General features: G+C 70.3%; 25 protein-coding genes. 16 read left to right on the top strand and 9 right to left on the bottom strand.

From position 1 onward, the window contains the following. Nucleotides 1-385 precede the first annotated feature (385 nt). The 4 genes from N5D62_RS23685 to N5D62_RS23670 are packed head-to-tail and all read left to right on the top strand — an operon-like array spanning nucleotide 386 to nucleotide 2,998. Entirely contained in the window at nucleotides 386-646 is a 261-nt protein-coding gene (locus N5D62_RS23685) for a hypothetical protein (protein ID WP_279760413.1), read from the top strand. Between the two features lie 51 nt (nucleotides 647-697). Further along, nucleotides 698-1,090 (top strand): hypothetical protein, encoded by a 393-nt coding sequence (locus tag N5D62_RS23680; protein ID WP_279760412.1) that lies wholly within the window; start codon nucleotides 698-700, stop codon nucleotides 1,088-1,090. After that, a complete protein-coding gene (locus tag N5D62_RS23675) occupies nucleotides 1,087-1,761 on the top strand; it encodes a hypothetical protein (protein ID WP_279760411.1) in 675 nt (224 codons plus the stop codon). Before N5D62_RS23680 ends, N5D62_RS23675 begins: the two co-directional genes overlap by 4 nt. Nucleotides 1,762-1,789: 28 nt before the next feature. After that, nucleotides 1,790-2,998: a hypothetical protein gene (locus tag N5D62_RS23670; protein WP_279760410.1), complete on the top strand. Its 1,209-nt coding sequence runs from the start codon at nucleotides 1,790-1,792 to the stop codon at nucleotides 2,996-2,998. Between the two features lie 28 nt (nucleotides 2,999-3,026). On the opposite strand, the gene N5D62_RS23665 is transcribed toward N5D62_RS23670, so the two are convergent. The 4 genes from N5D62_RS23665 to N5D62_RS23650 form a co-directional block, all read right to left on the bottom strand. Continuing rightward, nucleotides 3,027-3,605 carry a DUF4337 domain-containing protein gene (locus N5D62_RS23665; RefSeq protein WP_279760409.1) on the bottom strand — a complete coding sequence of 193 codons (579 nt, stop codon included), beginning with the start codon at nucleotides 3,603-3,605 and terminating at the stop codon, nucleotides 3,027-3,029. 58 nt (nucleotides 3,606-3,663) lie between these two features. After that, nucleotides 3,664-4,170 (bottom strand): dihydrofolate reductase, encoded by a 507-nt coding sequence (locus N5D62_RS23660; RefSeq protein WP_279760408.1) that lies wholly within the window; start codon nucleotides 4,168-4,170, stop codon nucleotides 3,664-3,666. Nucleotides 4,171-4,209: 39 nt separating this feature from the next. Then, the gene (locus tag N5D62_RS23655) at nucleotides 4,210-4,512 is read right to left on the bottom strand and encodes an antibiotic biosynthesis monooxygenase (RefSeq protein ID WP_279760407.1); all 303 of its coding nucleotides are present in this window, start codon (nucleotides 4,510-4,512) and stop codon (nucleotides 4,210-4,212) included. Between the two features lie 83 nt (nucleotides 4,513-4,595). After that, nucleotides 4,596-6,302: an FAD-dependent oxidoreductase gene (locus tag N5D62_RS23650; protein ID WP_279760406.1), complete on the bottom strand. Its 1,707-nt coding sequence runs from the start codon at nucleotides 6,300-6,302 to the stop codon at nucleotides 4,596-4,598. Between the two features lie 201 nt (nucleotides 6,303-6,503). On the opposite strand from N5D62_RS23650, the gene N5D62_RS23645 reads away from it, so the two are divergent. After that, complete coding sequence (locus tag N5D62_RS23645; RefSeq protein WP_279760405.1) at nucleotides 6,504-7,220, top strand: response regulator transcription factor; 717 nt, start codon at nucleotides 6,504-6,506, stop codon at nucleotides 7,218-7,220. Here the strand turns inward: N5D62_RS23645 and N5D62_RS23640 are convergent. The 3 genes from N5D62_RS23640 to N5D62_RS23630 are packed head-to-tail and all read right to left on the bottom strand — an operon-like array spanning nucleotide 7,163 to nucleotide 10,404. After that, complete coding sequence (locus N5D62_RS23640) at nucleotides 7,163-7,792, bottom strand: Isoquinoline 1-oxidoreductase subunit (protein WP_279760404.1); 630 nt, start codon at nucleotides 7,790-7,792, stop codon at nucleotides 7,163-7,165. The genes N5D62_RS23645 and N5D62_RS23640 overlap by 58 nt on opposite strands. Continuing rightward, nucleotides 7,789-9,930: a molybdopterin cofactor-binding domain-containing protein gene (locus tag N5D62_RS23635; RefSeq protein ID WP_279760403.1), complete on the bottom strand. Its 2,142-nt coding sequence runs from the start codon at nucleotides 9,928-9,930 to the stop codon at nucleotides 7,789-7,791. Before N5D62_RS23635 ends, N5D62_RS23640 begins: the two co-directional genes overlap by 4 nt. Nucleotides 9,931-9,933: 3 nt before the next feature. Beyond that, on the bottom strand, nucleotides 9,934-10,404 hold the full coding sequence (locus N5D62_RS23630; protein WP_279760402.1) for a 2Fe-2S iron-sulfur cluster-binding protein: 471 nt from the start codon (nucleotides 10,402-10,404) through the stop codon (nucleotides 9,934-9,936). A gap of 255 nt (nucleotides 10,405-10,659) precedes the next feature. Here N5D62_RS23630 and N5D62_RS23625 point away from each other — a divergent pair, with 255 nt between their 5' ends. Continuing rightward, complete coding sequence (locus tag N5D62_RS23625) at nucleotides 10,660-12,288, top strand: inorganic phosphate transporter (protein ID WP_279760401.1); 1,629 nt, start codon at nucleotides 10,660-10,662, stop codon at nucleotides 12,286-12,288. A gap of 14 nt (nucleotides 12,289-12,302) precedes the next feature. Beyond that, a complete protein-coding gene (gene ppk2, locus N5D62_RS23620) occupies nucleotides 12,303-13,226 on the top strand; it encodes a polyphosphate kinase 2 (protein ID WP_279760400.1) in 924 nt (307 codons plus the stop codon). 66 nt (nucleotides 13,227-13,292) lie between these two features. Here ppk2 and N5D62_RS23615 read toward each other — a convergent pair whose 3' ends face one another. After that, entirely contained in the window at nucleotides 13,293-14,213 is a 921-nt protein-coding gene (locus N5D62_RS23615; RefSeq protein ID WP_279760399.1) for a LysR family transcriptional regulator, read from the bottom strand. Between the two features lie 116 nt (nucleotides 14,214-14,329). Here N5D62_RS23615 and N5D62_RS23610 point away from each other — a divergent pair, with 116 nt between their 5' ends. After that, complete coding sequence (locus tag N5D62_RS23610; RefSeq protein ID WP_279760398.1) at nucleotides 14,330-15,490, top strand: epoxide hydrolase; 1,161 nt, start codon at nucleotides 14,330-14,332, stop codon at nucleotides 15,488-15,490. Between the two features lie 29 nt (nucleotides 15,491-15,519). Here the strand turns inward: N5D62_RS23610 and N5D62_RS23605 are convergent, their stop codons facing one another. Next, entirely contained in the window at nucleotides 15,520-16,608 is a 1,089-nt protein-coding gene (locus N5D62_RS23605; RefSeq protein ID WP_279760397.1) for a sigma 54-interacting transcriptional regulator, read from the bottom strand. A 314-nt stretch (nucleotides 16,609-16,922) separates the two neighbouring features. Between N5D62_RS23605 and N5D62_RS23600 the strand changes: the two genes are divergently transcribed. Genes N5D62_RS23600 through N5D62_RS23570 form a run of 8 tightly spaced genes read left to right on the top strand, consistent with a single transcriptional unit; the run spans nucleotide 16,923 to nucleotide 23,159 of the window. After that, the gene (locus N5D62_RS23600; protein ID WP_279760396.1) at nucleotides 16,923-17,168 is read left to right on the top strand and encodes a hypothetical protein; all 246 of its coding nucleotides are present in this window, start codon (nucleotides 16,923-16,925) and stop codon (nucleotides 17,166-17,168) included. Between the two features lie 16 nt (nucleotides 17,169-17,184). Further along, entirely contained in the window at nucleotides 17,185-19,359 is a 2,175-nt protein-coding gene (locus N5D62_RS23595) for an ATP-binding protein (protein WP_279760395.1), read from the top strand. Beyond that, nucleotides 19,349-20,179 carry a Pvc16 family protein gene (locus tag N5D62_RS23590; protein ID WP_279760394.1) on the top strand — a complete coding sequence of 277 codons (831 nt, stop codon included), beginning with the start codon at nucleotides 19,349-19,351 and terminating at the stop codon, nucleotides 20,177-20,179. The genes N5D62_RS23595 and N5D62_RS23590 overlap by 11 nt, the downstream gene beginning before the upstream one ends. 16 nt (nucleotides 20,180-20,195) lie before the next feature. Then, nucleotides 20,196-21,377: a phage tail sheath C-terminal domain-containing protein gene (locus tag N5D62_RS23585; protein WP_279760393.1), complete on the top strand. Its 1,182-nt coding sequence runs from the start codon at nucleotides 20,196-20,198 to the stop codon at nucleotides 21,375-21,377. Nucleotides 21,378-21,388: 11 nt separating this feature from the next. Then, a complete protein-coding gene (locus N5D62_RS23580; protein WP_279760392.1) occupies nucleotides 21,389-21,814 on the top strand; it encodes a phage tail protein in 426 nt (141 codons plus the stop codon). A 13-nt stretch (nucleotides 21,815-21,827) separates the two neighbouring features. Continuing rightward, nucleotides 21,828-22,193: a hypothetical protein gene (locus tag N5D62_RS23575; RefSeq protein ID WP_091724608.1), complete on the top strand. Its 366-nt coding sequence runs from the start codon at nucleotides 21,828-21,830 to the stop codon at nucleotides 22,191-22,193. Continuing rightward, nucleotides 22,145-22,354, top strand: coding sequence for a DUF6760 family protein (locus N5D62_RS28300; RefSeq protein ID WP_091724609.1), 210 nt, complete (start codon nucleotides 22,145-22,147; stop codon nucleotides 22,352-22,354). Before N5D62_RS23575 ends, N5D62_RS28300 begins: the two co-directional genes overlap by 49 nt. Nucleotides 22,355-22,370: 16 nt before the next feature. Further along, nucleotides 22,371-23,159, top strand: coding sequence for a hypothetical protein (locus N5D62_RS23570; RefSeq protein WP_279760391.1), 789 nt, complete (start codon nucleotides 22,371-22,373; stop codon nucleotides 23,157-23,159).

Genomic DNA, 23,159 nt, shown 5'->3' with positions numbered 1-23,159 from the left:
TCCGGCAACGAATCTACGCCGATTAACTTTCTCGCTTGACATTTGAAAGAGCCCGGGAATTTAAATTTCCTGGCGTCCCTGATGACACGCAATTGCATATCTGATGGCCTGAATTTATTGATGCCATGTCAGCCTCCATCTAGATGAGCATTGATGGCACATTGGTCGAATGCTTCCTTATGCATGAGGCAAGCTAAAGGCAGCAAAGTTCCATTAAAGAACTGCAGCCGAATTCCCTGTCAAAGCGTCAGTCAAATCTTGGTTTCGACATGCCGCTCGATAACCTTTTTCGCGGCACGTCACAGGAATGGGACGCATGCCACCGCGGCAGGCGCCGCGAGCGGGAGCTGACAGCCGTATCTCTGTCTTGAACCAGTCAAGCGATATGCAATTGATGACGGAAGAAGAAATCGATCTCGTGCAGGGCGGAACCAGCGAAGGTGCCCTTGCCGGAGGAGTCGTTGGCGGCGTGGCCGGCACAGTCGCCGGCCAACTCTACGGTGGCGCGGCTGGCGCGGCGATTGGAGCCATCTTCGGTCCGCCGGGGATCGTGGCGGGGTATGTGATCGGCAGGACCTTCGGTCAAAGTTTCGGTGGGACCCTCGGCGGTACGTTCGGGGCATATATCGGCGACCGGCTGACCTGATCGCAATCAAAGTGGCATCAACGCACCCGCCGAGGCGGGTGCTTCTCAAACATGACATTGCGACTTCTCTACAGGCGGGCTGCGCTGCTGAACGGAGTCTCAGTATCTGGAATCCTGCTTGTGATGCATTTTCATATTTCCAGATACGACGCGTTTCTTTGGACGATCGGCGGCATTATCGGCTTCACGGTCTATTTCGTTTATATGCAGTTCGTTTATCACCCACGACATTTCGACGAAGAATCCCGATACTGGAACTTGGAATTCGGCAGTGCGATGGGAATCTTCACGGCATTGATCCTGAAGCCCGTCGTTCTTGGGGTCTTCGCCATCGTCGTCGTGGCGACGTATCCCGAGCACAGCACGAAGGTCGGATGGGTGGTGGTGGTCTGTTCGATGCAGGTGGCTTATTACGGCTCAGGTCTGCTGGCGCACGGGAAATGAGCAAGAGTCCACCGCCGCCGCTTTGGGCCATCGAACAAATGGGCCGTGTCGCATGCCCTGAGGCCGACCTCCAGCCGTTGCGCATCGGAGCAGTTCTGCTGCATGAGCTGGATGCGACCTCGGATTCCCGGGATGCGACGACAAGGCTCGTGCAGCGTCTGGTCGCTGAACCTCAGCAATTGACGGTGCTGGTGGACGGATTTGGTCGCGTGGCCTGGCACGGATTCGGCAAGGCCCCCCGTCACATCATTGCCGCGACGATCCGGCGAGACGAGTACCGCGGTTCGAGGATCCCCTTCGATCGCCGATTCGCGACTCGTCGCTTCAGAACCGCGGAGCGATTGGGTCGCCTCTTCTTGAACTGCCAAGGGGTCTTCGAACGACGCCCCATCGTGCTTCGATGGGTCCGGCTGGCCATGCAACTGGCCCGCATCGAAGAATCGTCCGACGGTTTCGCCCTGTGGCTCAGCATCGACGAACAGCGACTGACGCGTCCTCTGACGGAGGGGCTTCCGGAACTCCCGTGGGACTGGAACTGCGGCGAAGACATCCGCGTTTTCCATTCCTATCGAGACGATCGCTTTTGCCTTGATCGGCATCCGTCGCTCAACGCGATACCCGGTGCGCGATCGTTTCAGCTGTTCTCGCTCGATGAAGTCGCCGCCTCGTGAAATGCCGTCGCCCATTCCTCGTGCCTTGATGTCCGCCGTACTGGGCCCCGACCACAACCTGCAGATGCCGTTGCGTCGCCTGCCAAATGCGAAGGTGCTTTGGGTGGCACCCGAGATGAGAGATCCGCGTCGCTGGCTCATCGGTCAGCCATCGAGCGGTCGCGAGTCGCTCGAAGAGGCGGTGCTTTCCACTTGCGCCTTCGCCATCAACGCCGGTTCAGGTGGAGTTTCCAGCAGCGGGCCCATGGGCATCGTCGATCGTTATGGCGGCGCGGGACTGGCCTACAACGGTGGGAGCGGTCGATCGGCGTTCGTGAACGGCTTCTACGTGAAGGGCGTCGGAAGAACCCCGCTCATCGGAGAGCAGACCGACCCGACACACAGCAGCGGTGGGGCCTACCTGGCTGAATGCCTGAAGGAGACGCTGTGGTCCTGCATCCTCAGGAAACACTTTCCTTATGGGGCCGTGCCTGTCCTCGCGATCCTGGACACCGGGGAGATTCAACGCTGGGCCGATCACGATGGCCCGGATCGAGAAACTCGCTGCCTGTTGATTCGTCCCGCGTTCCTGCGCCCGGCTCACTTTGAACGAGCTCCGCTCTTCACCGGCGTGTCGGTGGTCGACGGCGCTCGAGATGCGCGGCGGGTCGAGCATCACTTCCAGTCAGCGAGAAATGCGATGCCGCTCGTGTCGTGGTTGAACCAGCTGGAGCGATGGTCGGCGCGTCTGGCGACGCAGCTCGGTTTTGCATTCGCTCATCGAGTCCTCGTCGGCGGCATCACGACCAGCAACGTCGACATGCACGGCAGGTTCGCGGACTTTGGAGGATTCGCGACGGTGCCCAACTGGGGACAGTTCGAGCCATCAGTCGGCGATACCCCGTTCGGTTTGGAGATGAGCGACCTGTCGAATGCGCTGCGATCTCTCTTCATCCACCACGTCGCGAATGGATTCGAGCGAGAGCCAATGGAGGAAGCCTTCGAACGGATGGCTCTGGTCGCCGCACGAGCGTACGAGTCCGCGAAGGTCATCGAGCTCATCGGCCTTCGCGGCGTTGACCAGATGCGCGCGCGTGCCGCGCCCACGGAGTCATGGCGTCCGGGCCTGGCTCCAGGCGCCCTGAATAAACGCTTTCAGTTGGAGGTCGATGCGCCCTACATGGCTGGCGCGATGAGACCTCACGAGGTCGGACAGCGATTGGATGCCGAGATCGCGAGCGCCTGGAGCGGCTCGTAGAACGGGCGCCTTGGCGCCCTGCGCACGCTCAGACGTGCAACCAGGCCGCGATCCCCAGCCCGATGCCGACGACGCCGGCGCCCAGCGTCGCGTACTCCATCCAGCGGCGCTTGGTCAGCAGCGCGATCGCCGCCAGCGCGATGCCGACCTGCAACGCCGTCGTCGCCTGGGCCCAGCGGTGGTGCAGGTGCAACTGGTCGTCGCTCTTGCGGTCCCAGGCCGTGGACTCGGCCTCGAGCTTCTCGGCCTGCGCCTTGATCTCGTTCTTCTCGGACTCGTAGCGCGCGATCTTCTCGCGGTACTTGGCCTTCTGTTCCTCGCTGGGGGTCAGGTCGAGCGCGAACTCGGCCAGGTTCTGCTTGCTGCTCTTGGCCTGGAAGTAGTTCCAGCGGTTGGCCGCCTCGGTCTTGGTGATCGCGGCGTTGTTCTTGAACAGGCCCGCGTTGGCCTGCGTCGCGCCGCCCATGTACGAGAAGAACGCGCCCAGCGTGGCCAGCACCGCGGTGATCACCGCCAACTGGCCGGCCAGGCCCTTGGGCTCGTGCTGCGCGGCGTGTTCGAGTTCGTGGTCGTGCGGGCCGTGGACGTGGAAATGATTGCCGGACATGGGGCTGCGGGTCGCGAGGACCGTGGAGGACAAGGAAATCGGGACGAGGGCGGCCGGCTCAGCGCCGGCGCTCGTAGCGGACGAAGTCGTAGTGCCAGTCGTGGCCGCGATCGGCCGGGCTGTGGTGGCGCTGTCTCGACACCTCGGCGAAGACGCCCGGATCGACCGCGGGGAAATGGGCGTCGGCCTCGAAGGCGGCGTCGATCTCGGTCAGCTCCAGCGCGTCCGCCAGCGGCAGCGATTGCGCGTAGACCTGCGCGCCGCCGATGACGCAGACCGCTTCGTCGGCGCCGCAGGCCGCCAGCGCGGCGTCCAGCGACGGGAACACCTCGGCGCCGTCGAGCGACAGGCCGGGCTGGCGCGACAGCACCAGGTTGCGACGCTGCGGCAAGGGGCGGAACTTCGCGGGGATCGAGTCCCAGGTCTTGCGGCCCATGACGACGGTGTGACCCAGCGTCAGCGCCTTGAAGCGCGCCATGTCCTCGGGCAGGCGGACCAGCAGCTGGTTGTCGCGGCCGAGGCCGTTGGCCCGGTCCAGGGCGGCGATGAGGGTCAGGTGAGGCATGCGGGGGGCGGTGGGTCCGGGAGAGGCAGGCGCGGGAGTTTAGCCCTCGGCGCCCGCCACCGCCGTGTAATGCGAGACCACCGGGAACGGGTCGTAGAAGTCGTGCAGCAGCGTCTTCCATTCCTGGTAACGCGGCGACTTGCGGAAGCCCACCTCGTGGTCCTCCAACGTCTGCCAGCGCACCAGCAGCAGGTACTCGCCGGGGCGCTCGATGCAGCGCTGCAGTTCATGGCCGAGGTAACCCGGCATCGAGGTGAGGATGGTCTGCGCCGTCGCGAACGCGGCTTCGAACGCGGCTTCCTGGCCAGCGCGGATGGGCAGGGGGGCGACCTCGAGGATCATGGTCGAGCTCCAGGCGGGGGATCGGGTGGCGCGCATTTCAGCACGCCGGTCCGCCCACACCGGAAACCGTCCGTTCTCCGGGTTCACGACAGCGCTCCCACCCGGACCTCGTGCCGCATCTTCTCCAGGCACTGGTGGATCTGCGCCACCACCGCGGCGCCTTCGCCGATCGCGCCGCCGACGCGCTTCACCGATCCGGAACGCACGTCCCCGACCGCGAACACGCCTGGCACGCTCGACTCCAGCGCCGCCGGCTCGCGCTGCGGCATCGCCCGCGTCACGTCGGCGCCGGTCAGCACGAAGCCCTTGGCGTCGGACAGCACCGGGCAGCCCGCCAGCCAGTCCGTCTCCGGCTCGGCGCCGACGAACAGGAACACGTTGCGGGTCTCCAGCCGGTCCGCTCGGCCGGTGCGGCTGCAGCGCCAGCTGACCGCCTCCAGCCCGCGCATCGGCTCGCCGTGCAGCTCGGTGAGCTCGGTGTACGGTCGCAGCTCGATGTTGGACGTGGCCTCGATGCGGTCGATCAGGTAACGCGACATCGTCTCCGCCAGGCCCGGCCCGCGCACCAGCACGTGGATGCGCGACGCATGCGACGACAGGAACACCGCCGCCTGGCCGGCCGAGTTGCCGCCGCCCACCAGCACCACCTCGGCGTTGGCGCACAGCGGCGCCTCCAGCGCCGAGGCCCAGTACCAGATGCCGCGTCCCTCGAAGTCCGCCAGCCGCGGCACCGCCAGGCGCCGGTAATGCGCGCCGCTGGCGATCACCACGGTCCGGGCGCGCAGCCGCCGGCCGTCGGTGAGCGCGATGAGGAGCTCGCGCGCCGGGCCCTCGCGGGCGCAGTCCAGCGCGCGGACCTCGGTGGGGATCAGCAGTTCGGCGCCGAACTTCTCCGCCTGCACGCTGGCGCGGCCGGTCAGCGCGCCGCCGGAGATGCCGGTCGGGAAGCCGAGGTAGTTCTCGATCCGCGCGCTGTTGCCGGCCTGGCCGCCGTAGGCGCGCCGGTCCAGCACGACGACGCGCAGGCCCTCGGACGCGGCGTACACCGCCGTGGCCAACCCCGCGGGACCGGCGCCGACGATGGCGACATCGAACAGTTCCTCGCGCGGCGCCGCGTCGACCATGCCGATGCAGCGCGCCAGGGTCGCTTCCGGCGGATTGACCAGCACCGAGCCGTCCGGACAGACCGCCACCGCGTCGCCGGGCGCGACGCCGTACTGCTCGACCAGCGCCGCGGCGGCCGCGTCCTGCGTCACGTCGACGACGCGATACGGCTCGCCGTTGCTGTGCAGGAAGCTGCGCAGCCGCAGCAGCGCCGCCGAATCCGGCCGGCCGATCAGCACCGGGCCGCTCGCGGCCGATTCGATCAGCGCCACGCGGCGCAGGATCATCGCGCGCACCAGCCGCTCGCCGAGGTCGGCCTCCGCGATGATCAGCGCCCGCAGCTGGCCGGGCGCCAGCAGCAGCGTGTCCACCGCGTCGGTCGCGACCGCGTCCACCAGCGACGGCTTGCCCGACATCGCCGCCAGTTCACCCGAGAAATTGCCCCGCGTGTGCTCGACCAGCGGCGTCGTGCGCCCCATCCCGTCGCGCTGCGTCACCGCCACCGTGCCGCCCAGGATCAGGTAGAGCCCCGCGGCCGGCTCGCCCGCGACGATCAGCCGTTCCCCGGGGCCGAACGCGCGCGGCGCGCCGAAGCGCTGCATGCGGGCCATGTCGCAGCTGCTCAGGCGCGGGTACATCTGGTGGCGCCGCGTCTCCAGCGAGTGGGTCGAGACCTCTGCGTTCATGGCGTCCTCACGGGCCGTGGATCGCGCGAGCTTGCGGCCCCGCGACGGCTTTGTCACCAGGACCGCCCCAGCTTGCGGGGGGTGGCCGTGTCCCCTGCGTCGGGGCCGCCGCCGGTTGCGGCGCCGCGCGCGCCGGGACTACATTGGCGCGGGAGCCACCCGCCGGGGATCCCCCCGGCCCGCACGACGAGGTGCGACACCATGCCCCAGCCCGGACCGACCCACGTCCTGATCGTCCATGAGGAGGCGCTGACCTGCGCCGGCTGCATCGCGGTGCTCGGCCCGCGCCCGGACCTCCCCGCCGCGGCCTGCGGCCTGGGCGAGGCGGTCGCGCTGGTCGCCGGCGAACGGCCCGGACGCTGCGACGTGATCGTGGCCGACTACGCCAGCGCGCTGGCGCTGGCCCTGACCGCGCGGCAGGCGGCGCGCCGCCACGCCGCCCGATGTCCCCGGATCCTGGTACTGACCGCGATGGACCGCGAATGGGACGTGCGCGCCGCGATGGAGGCCGGCGTGCACGGCTACCTGCTGCAGCGCTGCCGGCCCGAGCAGTTGGTCGAGGCGATCGAGGCGGTGGCCCGGGACGTGCCGTTCGTGTCGGTCGAGCTCGCGCCCAAGCTCGCGCGCAGCCTGACGCAGGACCGGCTGACCCGGCGCGAGATGGACGTGCTGCTGGCGATGTCCACCGGCGCGTCCAACAAGGACATCTCGCTGCGGCTGGGCATCACCGACGCCACCGTCAAGACCCATGTCCGCGCGATCCTGAGCAAGGTCGGCGCCGGCGCCCGCACCGAGGCGGTGGCGATCGCCGCGCGCCGCGGCCTGACCGCCCGGCCACCGCTCGAGGCGATCCGCGCCGCTCACTTCGGGCAGAAGGCCCCGGTCTTGATCCAGGCGTCGACCAGCTCGCCGAACTGAGCCTGCGTGCCCGGCGCCGGCTCGCGCTGCGCGCCCGGCATCCACGCCCAGCCGACCAGCGTGTCGTGCGCCATGTGCTCGTGGATCTGCGCCAGCGTGCGGCCGCCATTGCGCTTGGGATCCTTGATCTGCTCGCAGATCTCGGGAAGCGTCATGTGCTGCCAGGCCATCTCGCGCGGCGCGATGTGCCACATCGCATGGCCCGGCACGCCCGAGGCGACGTTGTTCTTCGCCTGGTGGCAGCTGGCGCAGCGCAGCGCCGTCGCGCCCTTGCCATCGACGCCGCGGGTCACGTTGGGGATGTGCAGCCGGGTCTGCAGGCCCTGGCCCTGAAGCGGCCGGTCGCCGGCGGGGTGGCAGTTCACGCAGCGCGGGCTCTGGATGACGCGGCCGGCCTCGCTGAACAGCGCGCGCGAACGCTCCTGCGGATCGGCGATCGCGTCGAAGCTCTGCGCGCTGCGCAGCGGCTGGGCGGCCATGGGCGCCGACCGGTCCTGCGCGGAGGACGGCGCCGCCGACAGCGCGAGCAGGGCGGCCGCGGCCGCGCGGGCGAGAGGGGATGCGGTGCTCATGCCTTCAACTCCTCGGCGGCGACGGGATAGCTGCGGAAACGCTTGCCGGTGGCGGCGTACAGCGCGTTGATGTAGGCCGGCGCGGCGATCGCGGTGCCGATCTCGCCGACGCCGCCCGGCTCTTCCAGGCTGCGGGTCAGGTGGATGTCCATCCGCGGCGTCTGGTCGATGCGCATCAGCGGGAAGTCGTGGAAGTTGCTCTGCTGCACGCGGCCCTGGTCGATGGTCAGCTGGCCCAGCATCACCGCGGTCAGGCCGAACACATGGCCGCCCTCCATCTGCGCCATCACGCTGTCCGGATTGACGGCGATGCCGCAGTCGATCGCGGTCGTCACGCGGCGCACGTTCACCGCGCCGTCGTTGCCCACGCCGAGTTCGATCACCATCGCGATGTAGCTGCCCCAGGCGTTGAGCACCGCGACGCCGCGGCCCGCGCGCGGCGGCAGCGGACCGCCCCAGCCCGACTTCGCGGCCGCCGTCTCGAGCACCGCCTTGAGCCGCGGATTGCCGCCCAGGTGCGCGAGCCGGAACGCCACCGGGTCGGCCTTCGCGGTGACGGCGAGCTCGTCCATGAAGCCCTCGACCGCCCAGGCGTTGTGGTTGGGGCCGACGCCGCGCCAGAAGGCCGTCATGTAGCCCGCGGGCGGCTCGACCGCGACGTACTCGACGATGCGCGCCGGGATCGAGTACGGCGTCTCGGCGGCCTCGACCGCGTCCGGATCGGCGACGCCGGGCTGCAGCCATTGCGGCGCGTAACGCGCCACGATCGACGAGCCCGACAGCCGGTGCGAGAAGCCGGTGATCCTGCCGGCGGTGTCCAGCGTCGCGGCCATCTCGTCGCAGTACAGCGGGCGGAAGCTGCCGTGGCGGATGTCCTCCTCGCGGCTGTAGACGACCTTGAGCGGGAAGTTCACCTGTTTGGCGAGCTTGGCGGCCTGGCCGACGTATTCCGCGTCGAGCCGCCGGCCGAAGCCGCCGCCGATCAGGAAGTTGTGGACCTGGATCTTCTCGACCGCGACGCCGCTGGCGGCGGCGACCGCCTGCTGCACCTTCACCGGCGCCTGCGTGCCGAGCCAGACCTCGCAGCCGCCGTCATGGAAGTGCAGCGTGCAGTTCATCGGCTCCAGCGGCGCATGGACCATCGTCGGGGCGTCGTACTCGACCTCGACCAGCCGCGTGCCCGGCGCGGCCTTGGCCGCGGCGAAGTCGCCTTCCTGCTTGGACACGATGCCCTTGCGCTTGAGCGCGTCGCGCACCGAGGCCTTCCAGGCCTGCGTGGAGAAGCCGGCGTTCGGACCCTCGTCCCAGTCCACGACCAGCGCGGCCAGGCCCTTGCGCGCGGCGCCGTAGTGGTCCGCGACCACGCCGACGATGTCGTCCGCCACCAGCACCTGCCGCACGCCGCGCACGGCGCGCGCCCTGGCGTCGTCGACGCGGCGCACCTTGCCGCCGGCGACCGGGCAATGCGCGATGGCCGCGACCTTCATGCCGGGCAGCCGCGTGTCGATCCCGAACTTCGCGCTGCCGTCGCTCTTGGCCTTCATGTCCAGCCGCCGCGCCGGCGTGCCCACGAGCCGGTACTGCCTCGGATCCTTGGGCGGCACGTCCTTGGGCACCGGCAGCGCCGCCGCCTTGCCCGCGAGCTGGCCGTAGGACAGCTGCTTGCCGGTGGACTTCTGGACGACCTTGCCGGCCTGCGTCGCGCAGTCCTGCGCGCCGCATTGCCAGGTGTCCGCGGCGGCGGAGACCAGCATCGCGCGGCAGGTCGCGCCGGCGGTGCGCACCGCCTTCCAGGCCGCGATCATCGACGCCGAGCCGCCGGTGATCTGCATGCCGAAGACCGGATTGGCGTAGCGTCTCTCGTCGGCCGGCGCCTGCTCGACGACCACGCCGGCGAGCGGCACGTCCATCTCCTCGGCCAGCATCATCGGGATCGCGGTGAACGAGCCCTGGCCCATCTCGACGAACGGGATCACGTAGGTGACCTGGCCGGACGGCGCGATGCGGATGTAGACGCTGGGCTCGAAGGCGGCCGGGGCGGCCGGCGCCGCCTTGACGGCGCGCAACGGCAACGCGAACGACGCGACGAAGGCGCCGCCGGTGCCGGCGCCGATCTTGAGGAATTGACGGCGTTCCATGGCTCACCCCTTGGCCGGCGCGTTGGCGGCGGCCATCAGGATGGCCGCCTTGATGCGCGGATAGGTGCCGCAGCGGCACAGGTTGCCGGACATGGCGGCATCGACGTCGGCCTCGGTCGGGCGCGGGTTCTGCTGGAGCAGCGCGCAGGCGGACATGATCTGGCCGGACTGGCAGTAGCCGCACTGCGGCACGTCGCGCGCGACCCAGACGGCCTGGATGCGCTGGCCCGCCGGGGTCCGGCCGATCGCCTCGATCGTCGTCACGGCCTGCTTGCCCACGGCCTCGACCGGGAAGGAGCAGGACCGCACCGGGTTGCCGTCGATGTGCACGGTGCAGGCGCCGCACATCGCCATGCCGCACCCGAACTTGGTGCCGGTCAGGCCGACGACGTCGCGCAGCACCCACAGCAGCGGGGTGTCGCCGTCGACGTCGACGGCGTGCGTCCGGCCGTTGATCTTGAGCTGGTAAGCCATGAGCGGGGTCCTCCAGTGAAGGGACCACTGTCCCGCCGCCGGGAAGCCGTGTCGTCAGCCCGCCGGACGCGGCGCGGGTCGTTCCGGGCGATGAGGCGGGCCTCCTCCTTTCGGAGGAGGCCCCGATGCCGGATCCGGGGAAGACCACGGGGCCGCAACGCGTGGTTTCCCCAGGGACGCGGCCAGGCGCGGTCACGAAGCCGTCATCGCCCCGGCCGATGCTCCGCCGTTGGTCCAACGGCACGAGGTCTTCCCATGGATACCGGTCTGAATCCCGCCGCCGCCGCGCATGCGGCCGGCGACACGAGGCCCCAGCTCGACGGCGGCAGTTCGCCGCTGGTGAAGGTGCTCTTCGGCGCGCTGCTCGCGCTGGGCCTGGCCTTCGGCGCGCACAGCCTGTACGCCGACGTCGCCGAGGCCGGCCCGATCTCGTCGCACTGGCTGCCGCTGCTGCTGCTGGGCGTGGCGCTGCTGATCGCGCTGGGCTTCGAGTTCGTCAACGGCTTCCACGACACGGCCAACGCGGTCGCGACCGTCATCTACACCCACTCGCTGCCGCCGCACTTCGCGGTCGTGTGGTCGGGGCTGTTCAACTTCCTCGGCGTGGTCGTGTCCAGCGGCGCGGTGGCCTTCGGGATCATCTCGCTGCTGCCGGTGGAGCTGATCCTGCAGGTCGGCTCCAGCGCCGGCTTCGCGATGGTCTTCGCGCTGCTGATCGCCGCCATCGTCTGGAACCTGGGCACCTGGTGGCTGGGCCTGCCGGCGTCGTCGTCGCACACGCTGATCGGCTCGATCATCGGCGTGGGCGTGGCCAACGCGCTGATGCACGGCCGCGACGGCACCAGCGGCGTGGACTGGAGCCAGGCCGCCAAGGTCGGCTACTCGCTGCTGCTGTCGCCGCTGATCGGCTTCGGGCTGGCGGCGATCCTGCTGCTGGTGCTCAAGGCCGCGGTCAAGAACCGCGAGCTCTACGACGAACCCAAGGGCAACAAGCCGCCGCCGTGGTGGATCCGCGGCCTGCTGGTGCTGACCTGCACCGGCGTGTCCTTCGCCCACGGCTCCAACGACGGCCAGAAGGGCATGGGCCTGATCATGCTGATCCTGGTCGGCACGGTGCCGGTGTCCTATGCGCTGAACCGGGCGATGCCGGTGGACCAGATGACCCAGTTCGTCGCGGTGGCGCAGGTCACGCAGGCCTCGCTGACCAAGGTCGCGCCGCCCGTGCTGACGCCGATCGCGCCGGCCCAGGCGCGCCAGGTGCTGTCGGACTACGTCCGCACCAAGGCCGTCACGCCGCCGCTGCTGCCCGCGCTGGCCGCGGTGACCGCCAGCATCGGCGAGCAGGTCAAGTCCCACGGCACGCTGGACAAGGTGCCCACCGCGCTGGTGGCCAACGTGCGCAACGACATGTACCTGACCTCCGAGGCGATCCGCCTGGTCGAGAAGGACCCGGCCTTCGCCTTCGACGCCGACACCAAGGCCAACCTGTCGGCCTTCAAGCGCCAGGTCGATGCCGCCACCAAGTTCATCCCGCTGTGGGTCAAGGTGGTGGTGGCGATCGCGCTGGGCCTGGGCACGATGGTGGGCTGGAAGCGCATCGTCGTGACGGTGGGCGAGAAGATCGGCAAGTCGCACCTGACCTACGCGCAGGGCGCGTCGGCCGAGCTGGTGGCGATGACCACGATCGGCGCGGCCGACGCCTTCGGGCTGCCGGTGTCGACGACGCACGTGTTGTCATCGGGCATCGCCGGCACGATGGCGGCGAACCGCTCCGGGCTGCAATGGGGCACGATCCGCAACCTGCTGATGGCCTGGGTGCTGACGCTGCCGGCGGCCATCCTGCTGTCGGGCTCGCTGTACTGGCTCTTCGTTCAACTCTTCTGACTGCTCAATCCCCCATGACCGCTGCATCCGAACGCGACGAACTGGTCGAACGCATCCGCCGCGACCTCCAGGACGGCTACGACGAGGAACTGGAACTCGAGATCGAGGACCGCCATGTCGACGAGGCGCTGCGCGCGCTCGACGAGGAGGGCACCGACAGCGCGCACGACGAGCGCCATGCCTACTTCAAGAACCTGTTCCGGCTGCAGCGCGAGCTGGTCAAGCTGCAGGACTGGGTGCAGCACACGCGGCAGAAGGTGGTGATCCTCTTCGAGGGCCGCGACGCGGCGGGCAAGGGCGGCGCGATCAAGCGCATCACCCAGCGCCTGAACCCGCGCGTGTGCCGCGTCGTGGCGCTGCCCGCGCCCAACGACCGCGAGCGCACGCAGTGGTACTTCCAGCGCTACGTGCCGCACCTGCCGGCCGCCGGCGAGATCGTGCTGTTCGACCGCAGCTGGTACAACCGCGCCGGCGTCGAGCGGGTGATGGGCTTCTGCGGCGAGGACGACGTCGAGGAGTTCTTCCGCTCGGTGCCCGAGTTCGAGCGCATGCTGGTGCGCTCCGGCATCACGCTGATCAAGTACTGGTTCTCGATCAGCGACGAGGAACAGCACCTGCGCTTCCTGGGCCGCATCCACGACCCGCTCAAGCAGTGGAAGCTGTCGCCGATGGACCTGGAGTCGCGCCGCCGCTGGGAGGACTACACCCGGGCCAAGGAAGTGATGCTGGACCGCACGCACATCCCGGAAGCGCCGTGGTGGGTCGTCGCCGCCGACGACAAGAAGCGCGCGCGGCTGAACTGCATCCAGCATCTGCTGGACCAGTTCCCGTACCACGAGGTCGAGCGCACCGAGATCCGGCTGCCCGACCGCGAGCGCCACGACGACTACGTCCGGCATCCGGTGCCGGACACGATGTTCGTGCCCGAGAAGTACTGACGCGGCGCGCGAGGGGGCCGGCACCCGTTTCGGTGCCCGTGCCCGCGCTCTTGCCGATGCCGGCGTTCAGGGCCGCAGGGCCTCGGGCAGGGCGAGCGGGTCGGCCAGCTTGCCGACGACCAGGTCGATGAAGGCGGTGACGGCACGCGGCAGCTGCTCGCGGCTGGCGTACAGCACGCTCAGCGTGTGCCCCTCGCGCCGGAAGCGCGGCAGCACCGGCACGAGTCGACCGGCGACGAGGTCGGCACGGGTGAGCACCGTCGACAGCAGCGCGATGCCGAGCCCGGCCAGGGCCGCCTCGCGCAGGGCCTGGGCCGTGTTGGCCATGAGCCGGCCCGTCACCGGGACCTCCCGCTCGACGCCGTCGGGGCCGGCCAGGCGCCAGGTGAAACGTTCGCCGGCATGCGCCGGCACCAGGCAGTCGTGTCGCGTCAGATCCTCGAGTTCGCGCGGCACGCCCCGCGCGTCGAGGTAGGCCGGGCTGGCCACCAGGCCGCTGTCGCGCGGGCCGATGAGCTGGCGCGCGACGTGGCTCGAATCCGCCAGTGGACCGCTACGGAAGGCGACGTCGATCCGGTCGGCGATCAGGTCCGTTCTCGCGTCGCTCAGCACGAGGTCCAGGCGCACGCGCGGATGCGCGTCGAGGAACTCCGCGATCCATGCCATCGGGAACAGGCCGAAGAAGTTCGTGGGGGCGGCGACGCGGATCAGGCCCGACGGTTCCGCGGCGTCCTGGCGGAGCGCGCCGGCGGCGTCGTCCAGGCAATCGACCGCGCCCGCGCAGCGGTCCAGGAACGCCTGGCCCGCGGTGGTGAGCGTGAGCTGGCGGGTCGAGCGATGGAGCAGCCGCGTGCCCAGCGCCGCCTCGAGCGCCTGCACGCGGCGGCTCACCGTGTTGGCCGGGAGGCCGCGTTGCCGTCCGGCTTCGGCGAAGCTGCCGCCCCGCACGACGAGCACGAACAGCGCGATGTCATTGAGGTCGGGCATGCCGCTCGATTCCGATTCCTTCGTCCGGTGGACGGATGAAATCCGATTCTATGGACTGGTGGCGGGATGTCCCGGTGCCTACGATCGCCGGCAACGCTTTCCAAGGAGCTTGAGGCATGAAGGACCTGCGCGAATTCAAGATCGCGATTCCCGACGAACGACTGGAGGACCTGGCGCGGCGCCTGCGGCACACCCGCTGGCCCGACGCCGACGACGAGGACGGCTGGGACGATGGCACCAGCCTGCGCTTCGCGCGGCGGCTGGCCGACCACTGGCTGCATCGCTTCGACTGGCGTGCCCAGGAGTCCCGGCTGAACCAGCTGCCGCAGTACCTGGCCCAGGTCGGCGGCATCGACATCCACTTCGTGCACGTCCGCGGGCGCGGCCCGGCGCCGATGCCGTTGATCCTGACGCATGGCTGGCCGGGCTCCTTCGCGGAGATGGCGCGCCTGGTCCCGATGCTGACGGACCCGGCCGCGCACGGCGGCGACGCGGCCGACGCGTTCGACGTCGTGGTGCCGTCGCTGCCGGGCTACGGCTTCTCGCGGCCGGCACCGACGGGGAGCGGCTCCGCGCGGCACGTGGCCACGCTGTGGCGCGAGCTGATGGCCGGCCTGGGGTATCCGCGTTTCGGCGCGCAGGGCGGCGACATCGGCGCGGGCGTGTCGACCTGGCTCGCGCGGCTGCATCCCGAGTCGCTGGCGGGCGTGCACCTGAACTTCATCCCCGGTGGGTTCCGGCCGAGCCTGGAAGGTGGCGCGCCGCCGCTGTCGACGGAGGAAAGCGCGTTCCTGGACAGGATCGCGGCCTGGCGGGCGGTGGAGGGCGGTTATCTCGGCGTGCACGCGACCAAGCCGCAATCGCTGGCCTACGGCCTGGCCGATTCGCCGATGGGACTCGCGGCCTGGATCGTCGAGAAGTTCCGCGCCTGGAGCGATTGCGGCGGCGACGTGGAAAGCGCCTTCACGCTCGACGAGCTGCTCACGGACATCTGCCTGCACTGGTTCGGCGACGTCCGGGCCAGCCTGCGCATGTACAAGGACAACTTCGCCTCGCCGCTGGTGTTCGCGCCGGGCGAGCGCCTGACGACGCCGTTCGCCATGGCGCATTTCCCGCGCGAGATGCCGACGCCGCCGCGGTCGTGGCCGGAAAGGGCGCTCGATATCCGGCGCTGGACGGAGATGCCCCGAGGCGGACATTTCGCGGCGATGGAACAGCCCGAGTTGCTGGCGCAGGACCTGCGCGAGTTCTTCAGGCCGTTGCGGCCGGTGACTTGACTCGCGGATCCGCGCCCGATCCGCGCCGGTCACTTCGAGGCTGGAATGGTCGGCAAGGTGGTCGTCAGGTAAAGCGACCGGCCGGTGTCCGCCGGCTTGGCCGCGACGCGGTCCCGGCAGGCCAGCGCGTCGCCGTGTTTCTTCACGAGCTTGCTCAGCGTCGCCCGCTGCATGTTGCAGATGCGCGCGGCCTCGCTGATGTTGCCGTTGCCCACGGCCATCGCCTCCATCACGAACTGGCGCTCGACGTTGACCACCGCCGCGCGCTTGGCCTCGCGCAAGGACGCGCAGCCGCGTTCGCAACTGCGTTGCGCCGCCGCTTCCCGCAGCCCCGGCGAGCTGCTGAGCAGCGTGTCGACGTCGATGCAGCCCGCCGTCGTGCTCAGGCAGGCCCGCACCAGCGTGTGCTCGAGCTCGCGCACGTTGCCCGGCCAGCTCAGCGAGCGCAGCAGCGCCAGCGCCTCGTCGCTGATCGCCTTGGGCGGCCCCGTGGTGGCTTGCGCCACGCCGCGCAGCAGGTGCGGCACCAGCAGGTCGAGGTCCTCCGGCCGCTCGCGCAGCGGCGGCAGGTCCACCCGCAGCACGTCCAGCCGGAAGAACAGGTCCGAGCGGAAGCCGCCTTGCTGCGACAGCGAGAAGAGGTCGACGTTGCAGGCCGCGACGATGCGCACGTCGGCCTTGTGCGTCTGGTCGTCGCCGACCGCGCGGAACGACGCGTCCTGCAGGAAGCGCAGCAGCACCACCTGGCCGCGCGGCGACAGCGCCTCGATCTCGTCGAGGAACAGCGTGCCGCCTTCGGCCTCGCGCACCAGGCCGCGGCGCGTGCGCGCCGCGTCGGTGAAGGCGCCGCGCGCGTGGCCGAACAGCTCGCTCTCGATCAGCGTGTCCGGCAGCGCGCCGCAGTTGACGGGAATGAAGGCGCCATCGCGCCGCGGACCCAGGTAGTGGATGGCGCGGGCCACCAGGTCCTTGCCGGTGCCGGTCTCGCCGACCACCAGCACCGGCGCCGCGCAATCGGCATAACGCGCCACCAGGTCCAGCGCCTTGCGCAAGCCCGCGGACGTGCCCACGAGCATTGCCTCCAGCGTCCCCGGGTGAGCCTTGATTGGTGTGCTCATCGTGTCGCCTCCCTGGCCTGACATCGGTCGGCAGGCAGTGTACGGAAGGCCGTTTGCCGAGCACCTCCCTAATGTTGACGACCGTTACAACACAGGCGCGATCGGGCCATCCGTGCCATCGCGGCACGGCCGTGTCGGGATCGACACAGGGCGTCGCGAGGCCCGCCACGACGGCATCGCCGCGTCTTTCGCGGTCGCGCGGGCCCGTGTCGGCGATGACTCGGGCGATGTGACACAGATCACGATCGCCTCAATCAAATCAACGACTTGAGGCAAGCCGGCCACCTGGCACGGTTTACGCATGGTCAGCCGACATGACCACCCCTCCGTCCAGCGCCGACGTGGCCGCGATGATCCTGCGCTACGTCATCGCGCATCCCGGCGCCTGCGATTCCATCGATGGCATCTGCGATTGGTGGCTGGTGCGGCAGCAGCGCGACGACCTGCGCAGCGCCGCCGAGGCGGCGCTCGTGCTGCTGGTGGCCGATGGCCGCATCGAGGTCATCACCCACGTCGACGGCAGCACCGTCTATCGCGCCTTGCCGCCCGCGCGGCATTGAACGGACGCGCACCGCCATGCCCGCCATCGCCTCGAACCGCCCGCCGGACTTCCAGATGGAAGGCCTGTGGGCCGCGCTCGGCCGGCTGGACCGGATGCTGGAGCGCGCCGCCAACGCGGCCGACGCCGCGGCGGTGCCGGCGGCCGCGGGCGCGCAGCCCGAGCCGTATCGCGGCCTCTACGTCACGACGCAGGACGTGCAGCGGCTCGTGCGCCAGGGACCCGGCGAACCGTGGCTGGCCGGCCATGGGCCGGGCGCCGGCGCCGTGGAGCCGGCCGCGCCGCCGCCGATGCCCGAGAGCTCGCGTTTCCCATGGCTGCAGCAGGCCTTCGGGCTCGACACCATCGACCTGGACATCGTGCTGGTCGCGCTCGCGCCCGAGGTCGACCTGCGCTACGAGCGCCTCTATGCCTACCTGCAGGACGACGTGACACGGCGTCGGCCCACCGTCGACCTCGTGCTCAACCTGCTGTGCGCGTCGCGCGACGCCAAGATCCTCGCGCGCGCCCGCTTCGGTCCCGAGGCGCCGCTGGTGCGGCACCGGCTGGTGCAGCTGGCCGGCGATGCCGGCGCCATCGGCACGCCGCTGCTGTCGCATGCGATCAAGCTCGAGGAACCGGTGGTGCGCCTGCTGCTCGGCCAGCCCTGGCTGGACGCGCGGCTGCGCGGCGTGGCGCGGTTCACCGCCGCGCCCGAGGCCGGCGAGGGCGCGGCGGCCGACACGCTGGCGCTGAGCCTGTCCAAGGCGCTGGCCGACGGCAGCGGCCCGCAGTTCTACCTGGAAGGCGAACCCAATGCCGGCCAGGAGACCGCCGCGGCGAAGCTCGCGGCGCGGCTGGGGCAATCGCTGATCGTCGTCGACCTCGTCCGCGCCGCCGATCCGCCCGACCAGTTCGCGACCACGCTCGAGCTGTTGCTGCGCGAGGCGCACCTGCTGTCGGCGGTCGTCCACCTGCAAGGCCATGACGCGCTGACGAACGCGGAGCGCGGCACGCTGGCGCAGACGCTCGCGGCGCAGACGCCGGCGGCGGGGCTGGTGATCGTGATGTCGGGCGCGCGGCCCTGCGATCCGCGCTTTCGCGGCATGGCGTCGGTGCCGGTGGCCGCGGCCGGCTTCCGCGACCGCCGCGCCGCCTGGGCCGCCGGCCTGCGCGGCCAGCGCATCGAGCTCGATCCCCGCGCCCTCGACGACCTCGCCGCGCGGTATCCGCTCGACGAGGCGCAGATCGCCGCCGCCACGGCGCATGCGGCGCGCCAGTCCGCCCTGGAGCAGACCCCGCCCGACCCGGCCGCGCTGGCCCGGGCCGCGCGCCAGCAGCTTTCGCGCGACCCCGGCACGCTGGCGCGCAAGCTCGCCCCGCTGCATGTCTGGAACGACCTCGTGCTGCCGCCGGACGCGATCGCCCAGCTGAAGGAGATCTGCCGCCAGGCGCGCTTCCGCCACGTCGTGTTCGGCGACTGGGGCTTCGACCGCAAGCTCTCCGTCGGCAAGGGCCTGAGCGCGCTCTTCAGCGGACCGCCCGGCACCGGCAAGACGATGGCGGTGGAGGTCATCGCCAATGACCTCGGCCTGGACCTGTTCAAGATCGACCTGTCGCAGGTCGTCAGCAAGTACATCGGCGAGACCGAGAAGAGCATCGACCGGCTGTTCCTCGAGGCGCGCGCCGGCAACGCGATCCTGTTCTTCGACGAGTGCGACGCGCTCTTCGGCAAGCGCACCACGGTGCAGGACGCGCACGACCGCTACGCCAACATCGAAGTCGCCTACCTGCTGCAGAAGCTCGATGAACACGAGGGCCTGAGCATCCTGGCCACCAACCTGCGGCAGAACCTGGACGTGGCCTTCACGCGCCGGCTCGGCTTCATCGTCGACTTCCCGTTCCCCGACGAGGACAGCCGGCGCCGGCTGTGGGAATCGATCTGGCCGCCCAAGGTGCCGCGCAGCCAGGACCTGGACCTGGGTTTCCTGGCGGCCAACTTCAAGGTGCCCGGCGGCGCGGTGAAGAACATCGCGGTGGCCGCGGCCTTCCTGGCGGCGGAGCAGGGCGGCGAGCTCAAGACCGAGCACCTGCTCTGGGCCGCGCGGCGCGAGATCGAGAAGTCCGGCCGACGCGTCGCCGGCAGCGAGTTCGGCCCCTACGCCGCGCGCGTGGAGGCGTTGGCCCGGGCGGGAGATCGTCATGCTGCATGAGGTCACCGACAGCCTGGAGGCCTTCTTCAAGCAACCGGGGCTGGCGCCGCCGCTGCGCGACGCGGCGATCCGTTTCGACCGGCCGACCGATCCGTACGCGCTCGACCAGACCACGGTCAACCTGTTCCTGTTCGAGGTGCGCGAGCACCTGGAGCTGCGCAACAACGAGCCGGTGACGCGCCGCGTCGGCGGCCAGTCGCTGGTGGTGCCGCCGGCGTGGCGCGCCAACTGCCTGTACCTCGTGACCGCCTGGCCGGTCGGCGGCACCGACCTGCCCAAGCAGGAGCACCAGCTGCTGGGGCAGGTGCTGCAGCTGATCGCCGGGTCGCCGGTGATCCCTCCGGCCTTCCTGACGCCGGCGCTGCAGGCGCAGGAGCCGCCGCTGCCGATGCTGATGGTGCAGCCCGACGGCGTGCGCAACCCGGCCGAGTTCTGGGCCGCGATCGGCAACCGCATCAAGGCCTCGCTGCTGCTGTCGGTGACGGTGTCGCTGGAGGTCTTCGAGACTGAGACCTATCCCAGCGTCATCACCAGCGAGATCCGCCTGGAATCGCTGCCCGACGGCGCGGCGCTGGACGCGCCGTTCTTCCGCATCGGCGGCGTGGTGCGCGACAACGCGTCGGTGCCGGTGGCCAATGCCGGCGTCCAGCTGCTGGGGCGCGGCCGCAGCACGCTGACCGACGCCGAAGGCAAGTTCTCGCTGTCGGCCGTCGCGGCGGGCAGCTACACCCTGCGCGTGACGGCGGGCGCCGTCACGCGGGACCGGGCCATCGTCGTCCCGGCCCCCGCGGTCGCGGGCTACGACGTGCAGTTGATCTGACCGAGAGAGGGCATCGATGGCTAACTATTTCGCACCCGGCGTCTACGTCGAAGAAGTCCCGCCCGTCGCCCGGCCGATCGCCGGCGTGGGCACCAGCACGGCCGCCTTCATCGGCGTGGCCGACCGGCTCGATCCGGCCGATGTCGGCAAACCGAGGAAGTTCACCAACTGGGGCGAGTTCGCCACCTTCATCGTCGGCGCCGGCGCCACGCCGACGACGCCCATCCACACCACCGCCAACCGCATGCTGGCGCTGGCGGTGTTCGGCTTCTTCGCCAACGGCGGCACCACCTGCTACGTGGTGCCGGTCGCCGCCGGCGGCCTGGCCAACCTGCAGGCGCCGCTGGAGACGCTCAAGGCCTTCGACGACATCGCCATCGTCGCCGCGCCCGGCGCGCAGGGCACCGCCGCCAAGGTCCAGCTGATGGACCACTGCTTCGAGATGCAGGACCGGGTGGCCGTGCTCGACGGCGAGCACGCGCCCGCCTCAGACAGCACGCCGGCCGACATCTACGGCGGCCCGATGCCCGGCGGCGGTCCGTCCACGCCGGACAAGTTCAGCTACGGCGCGATCTACTTCCCGTGGGTCAAGGTCTTCAATCCGCTGTTCACCGGCTCGGGGCCGGAGACCGAGCTGATCGACCAGCCGCCCAGCGGCCACGTGGCCGGCATCTGGGCCCGCGTGGACGCCACGCGCGGCGTGCACAAGGCACCGGCCAACGAGGGCGTGATCGGCATCGTCGACCTGGAGCGCCCGATGGGCAAGGACAAGCAGGTCAGCCTGAACCCGCCCGGCATCAACGTGATCCGGCCCTTCGGCGGCTCGCCGATGGTCTACGGCGCGCGCACGCTCGGCGGCGACCGCAACGGGGAGTACCGCTACCTCAACGTGCGGCGCTTCATGAACTTCCTGAAGGAATCGATCGACGAGGGCACGCAGTTCGTCGTCTTCGAGCCCAACTCGCCGGCGCTGTGGCAGCGGATCATCCGCTCGGTCAGCGACTTCCTCTACAACCAGTGGCGCGACGGCGCGCTGTTCGGCGCGACGCCGAAGGAAGCCTTCTTCGTCAAGTGCGACCTCGAGACCAATCCGGCCAGCGAGCGCGAGGCCGGGCGCGTCATCACCGAGATCGGCGTGGCGGTCGTCAAGCCCGCGGAGTTCGTCATCTTCCGCATCCAGCAGAACACCGGCGCCTGAGGAGAGCAGACATGGCCAGAAAAGATCCCTATCGCAACTTCCGCTTCCTGGTGGAGATCGACGGCATCGTGCAGGCCGGCTTCGCGGAGTGCAGCGGCTTCGGCTCCAACATCGAGGTGGTCGAGTACCGCGAGGGCGGCGAGGCCGCCACCGTGCGCAAGCTGCCCGGCAAGGTGTCCTATCCCGACATCACGCTGAAGTGGGGCGTGACCGACTCGCGCGAGCTCTACGACTGGCACCTCGCCGCGGTCAACGGGACCATCGACCGGCGCAACGGCTCGATCATCCTGCAGGACGACGCGGGGCAGGAGAAGGTGCGCTGGAACTTCTTCAGCGCCTGGCCCAGCAAGTACGACGGGCCGGACTTCAACGCCAAGGGCAACGACGTGTCGCTGGACGCGCTGACGGTGAGCTGCGAACGCGTCGAGCGCGCCTGAACCGGGGAGCACCATGTTCCAGACCGAGTTCGAGTTCACGCTGCCGCTGGGCTACGTCGACGCCGACGGCGACCTGCACCGCGAGGGCGTGATGCGCCTGGCCACCGCGGCCGACGAGATCCTGCCGCTGCGCGACCCGCGGGTGCAGGGCAACGAGGCCTACCTGACCATCATCCTGCTGTCGCGCGTGCTGTCGCGGCTGGGCTCGGTGGGGCAGGTCACGCCCAAGGTCGTCGAGGGGCTCTACGCGGCCGACCTGGCCTACCTGCAGGAGTTCTACAACCGCATCAACCGCAGCGGCCGCGCCACGATCGAGGCCGCCTGCCCGAAGTGCGCGCACGAGTTCGCGATGGAGATGAACAGCCCGGGGGGATCGTAGGCTACCCCCTGTCCGCGCTGTACAGGGAGGTAGCCTTCGTCGCCTACCACTTCCACTGGTCGCACGAGGACGTGCTCCTGCTCGAGCACAAGGAGCGCCAGCGCTGGGTGGAAGAGATCTCCGCGATCAACGACAGAGCCAACAGCGAAGCCGTTCAGTGACACCACAGGAGTCGACGTGAACCGATGGCAAGCATGGGCAGGGCGTCTGCGCGCGCGGCATGGCCGCGTCGACGCATGGCGCGCGGCCGGCGAGATGGCGCTGCGGCGCGGCGCCGGCGCCGCCGGCACCGTCGTGCAGGCGCACGCGGGACCGGTCGTCCACCAGCACCTGCGGCTGGCGGTCACGGCGCGTTTCCCGCTGAGCCTGCGCGCCCAGCCGTCGGCGCCGATGGTGCTGCGCCAGCCGATGGCCATGGGTGCCCTGCAGGCGCCCGCCGAGACCCCTCGCATGACCGTCGCGAGCGCGGGACCCGATGGCCGCCCGGGACGGCCCGGTCCCGCGGGACCGGATGGTGCGCCCGGACATCCAGGCGCGATGGCGAGCGTGCCGATGACGCATCGCGCGACCGCGCCGCTGTTCGTGCCGGCCAGGGAGGCGACCGCGCGGCCGATGCTGGCGGCGTCGCCGTCCGCGCCGGTGCTGCGTGCCGCGGTCCAGCTGATCGCGCCGGTCGCGGCCGCGCATGCGGCGGAGATCGCGACGCGCCTGCGCCGCGGCGCCACGCGCGAGGAACTGCCGCCGGCCCCGTCCGCGGCGGTGCTGGCCGCGCCGGGACGCGCGGCGGCGCGCGCCGCCGAGGCCGAGGCGCAAGCCGCCGTGCAGGCCGCCGCCCGCCAGCAGCCACCCACGCCGCGCCAGGCGAGCGCCGCGCCCGCGGTGGATGTCGACGCGCTGACCGGCCTGGTGATCCAGCAGATCGACCGCCGCCTGGTCGCCTGGCGCGAACGGATGGGGAGGGTCTGA

It is taken from the genome of Mitsuaria sp. GD03876 (assembly GCF_029840635.1).
Taxonomy (GTDB): Bacteria; Pseudomonadota; Gammaproteobacteria; order Burkholderiales; family Burkholderiaceae_C; genus Roseateles.
The sequence above is the reverse complement of the archived record's forward strand: the minus strand, read 5'-3'. Positions and strand labels throughout refer to the sequence as shown.

What these genes read in the sequence shown, in the direction of transcription:
- N5D62_RS23685 (WP_279760413.1), top strand. Translation starts at nt 386, where the DNA reads ATGCAATTGATGACGGAAGAAGAAATCGATCTCGTGCAGGGCGGAACC.
- N5D62_RS23680 (WP_279760412.1), top strand. Translation starts at nt 698, where the DNA reads ATGACATTGCGACTTCTCTACAGGCGGGCTGCGCTGCTGAACGGAGTC.
- N5D62_RS23675 (WP_279760411.1), top strand. Translation starts at nt 1,087, where the DNA reads ATGAGCAAGAGTCCACCGCCGCCGCTTTGGGCCATCGAACAAATGGGC.
- N5D62_RS23670 (WP_279760410.1), top strand. Translation starts at nt 1,790, where the DNA reads ATGTCCGCCGTACTGGGCCCCGACCACAACCTGCAGATGCCGTTGCGT.
- N5D62_RS23665 (WP_279760409.1), bottom strand. Translation starts at nt 3,605, where the DNA reads ATGTCCGGCAATCATTTCCACGTCCACGGCCCGCACGACCACGAACTC.
- N5D62_RS23660 (WP_279760408.1), bottom strand. Translation starts at nt 4,170, where the DNA reads ATGCCTCACCTGACCCTCATCGCCGCCCTGGACCGGGCCAACGGCCTC.
- N5D62_RS23655 (WP_279760407.1), bottom strand. Translation starts at nt 4,512, where the DNA reads ATGATCCTCGAGGTCGCCCCCCTGCCCATCCGCGCTGGCCAGGAAGCC.
- N5D62_RS23650 (WP_279760406.1), bottom strand. Translation starts at nt 6,302, where the DNA reads ATGAACGCAGAGGTCTCGACCCACTCGCTGGAGACGCGGCGCCACCAG.
- N5D62_RS23645 (WP_279760405.1), top strand. Translation starts at nt 6,504, where the DNA reads ATGCCCCAGCCCGGACCGACCCACGTCCTGATCGTCCATGAGGAGGCG.
- N5D62_RS23640 (WP_279760404.1), bottom strand. Translation starts at nt 7,792, where the DNA reads ATGAGCACCGCATCCCCTCTCGCCCGCGCGGCCGCGGCCGCCCTGCTC.
- N5D62_RS23635 (WP_279760403.1), bottom strand. Translation starts at nt 9,930, where the DNA reads ATGGAACGCCGTCAATTCCTCAAGATCGGCGCCGGCACCGGCGGCGCC.
- N5D62_RS23630 (WP_279760402.1), bottom strand. Translation starts at nt 10,404, where the DNA reads ATGGCTTACCAGCTCAAGATCAACGGCCGGACGCACGCCGTCGACGTC.
- N5D62_RS23625 (WP_279760401.1), top strand. Translation starts at nt 10,660, where the DNA reads ATGGATACCGGTCTGAATCCCGCCGCCGCCGCGCATGCGGCCGGCGAC.
- ppk2 (WP_279760400.1), top strand. Translation starts at nt 12,303, where the DNA reads ATGACCGCTGCATCCGAACGCGACGAACTGGTCGAACGCATCCGCCGC.
- N5D62_RS23615 (WP_279760399.1), bottom strand. Translation starts at nt 14,213, where the DNA reads ATGCCCGACCTCAATGACATCGCGCTGTTCGTGCTCGTCGTGCGGGGC.
- N5D62_RS23610 (WP_279760398.1), top strand. Translation starts at nt 14,330, where the DNA reads ATGAAGGACCTGCGCGAATTCAAGATCGCGATTCCCGACGAACGACTG.
- N5D62_RS23605 (WP_279760397.1), bottom strand. Translation starts at nt 16,608, where the DNA reads ATGAGCACACCAATCAAGGCTCACCCGGGGACGCTGGAGGCAATGCTC.
- N5D62_RS23600 (WP_279760396.1), top strand. Translation starts at nt 16,923, where the DNA reads ATGACCACCCCTCCGTCCAGCGCCGACGTGGCCGCGATGATCCTGCGC.
- N5D62_RS23595 (WP_279760395.1), top strand. Translation starts at nt 17,185, where the DNA reads ATGCCCGCCATCGCCTCGAACCGCCCGCCGGACTTCCAGATGGAAGGC.
- N5D62_RS23590 (WP_279760394.1), top strand. Translation starts at nt 19,349, where the DNA reads ATGCTGCATGAGGTCACCGACAGCCTGGAGGCCTTCTTCAAGCAACCG.
- N5D62_RS23585 (WP_279760393.1), top strand. Translation starts at nt 20,196, where the DNA reads ATGGCTAACTATTTCGCACCCGGCGTCTACGTCGAAGAAGTCCCGCCC.
- N5D62_RS23580 (WP_279760392.1), top strand. Translation starts at nt 21,389, where the DNA reads ATGGCCAGAAAAGATCCCTATCGCAACTTCCGCTTCCTGGTGGAGATC.
- N5D62_RS23575 (WP_091724608.1), top strand. Translation starts at nt 21,828, where the DNA reads ATGTTCCAGACCGAGTTCGAGTTCACGCTGCCGCTGGGCTACGTCGAC.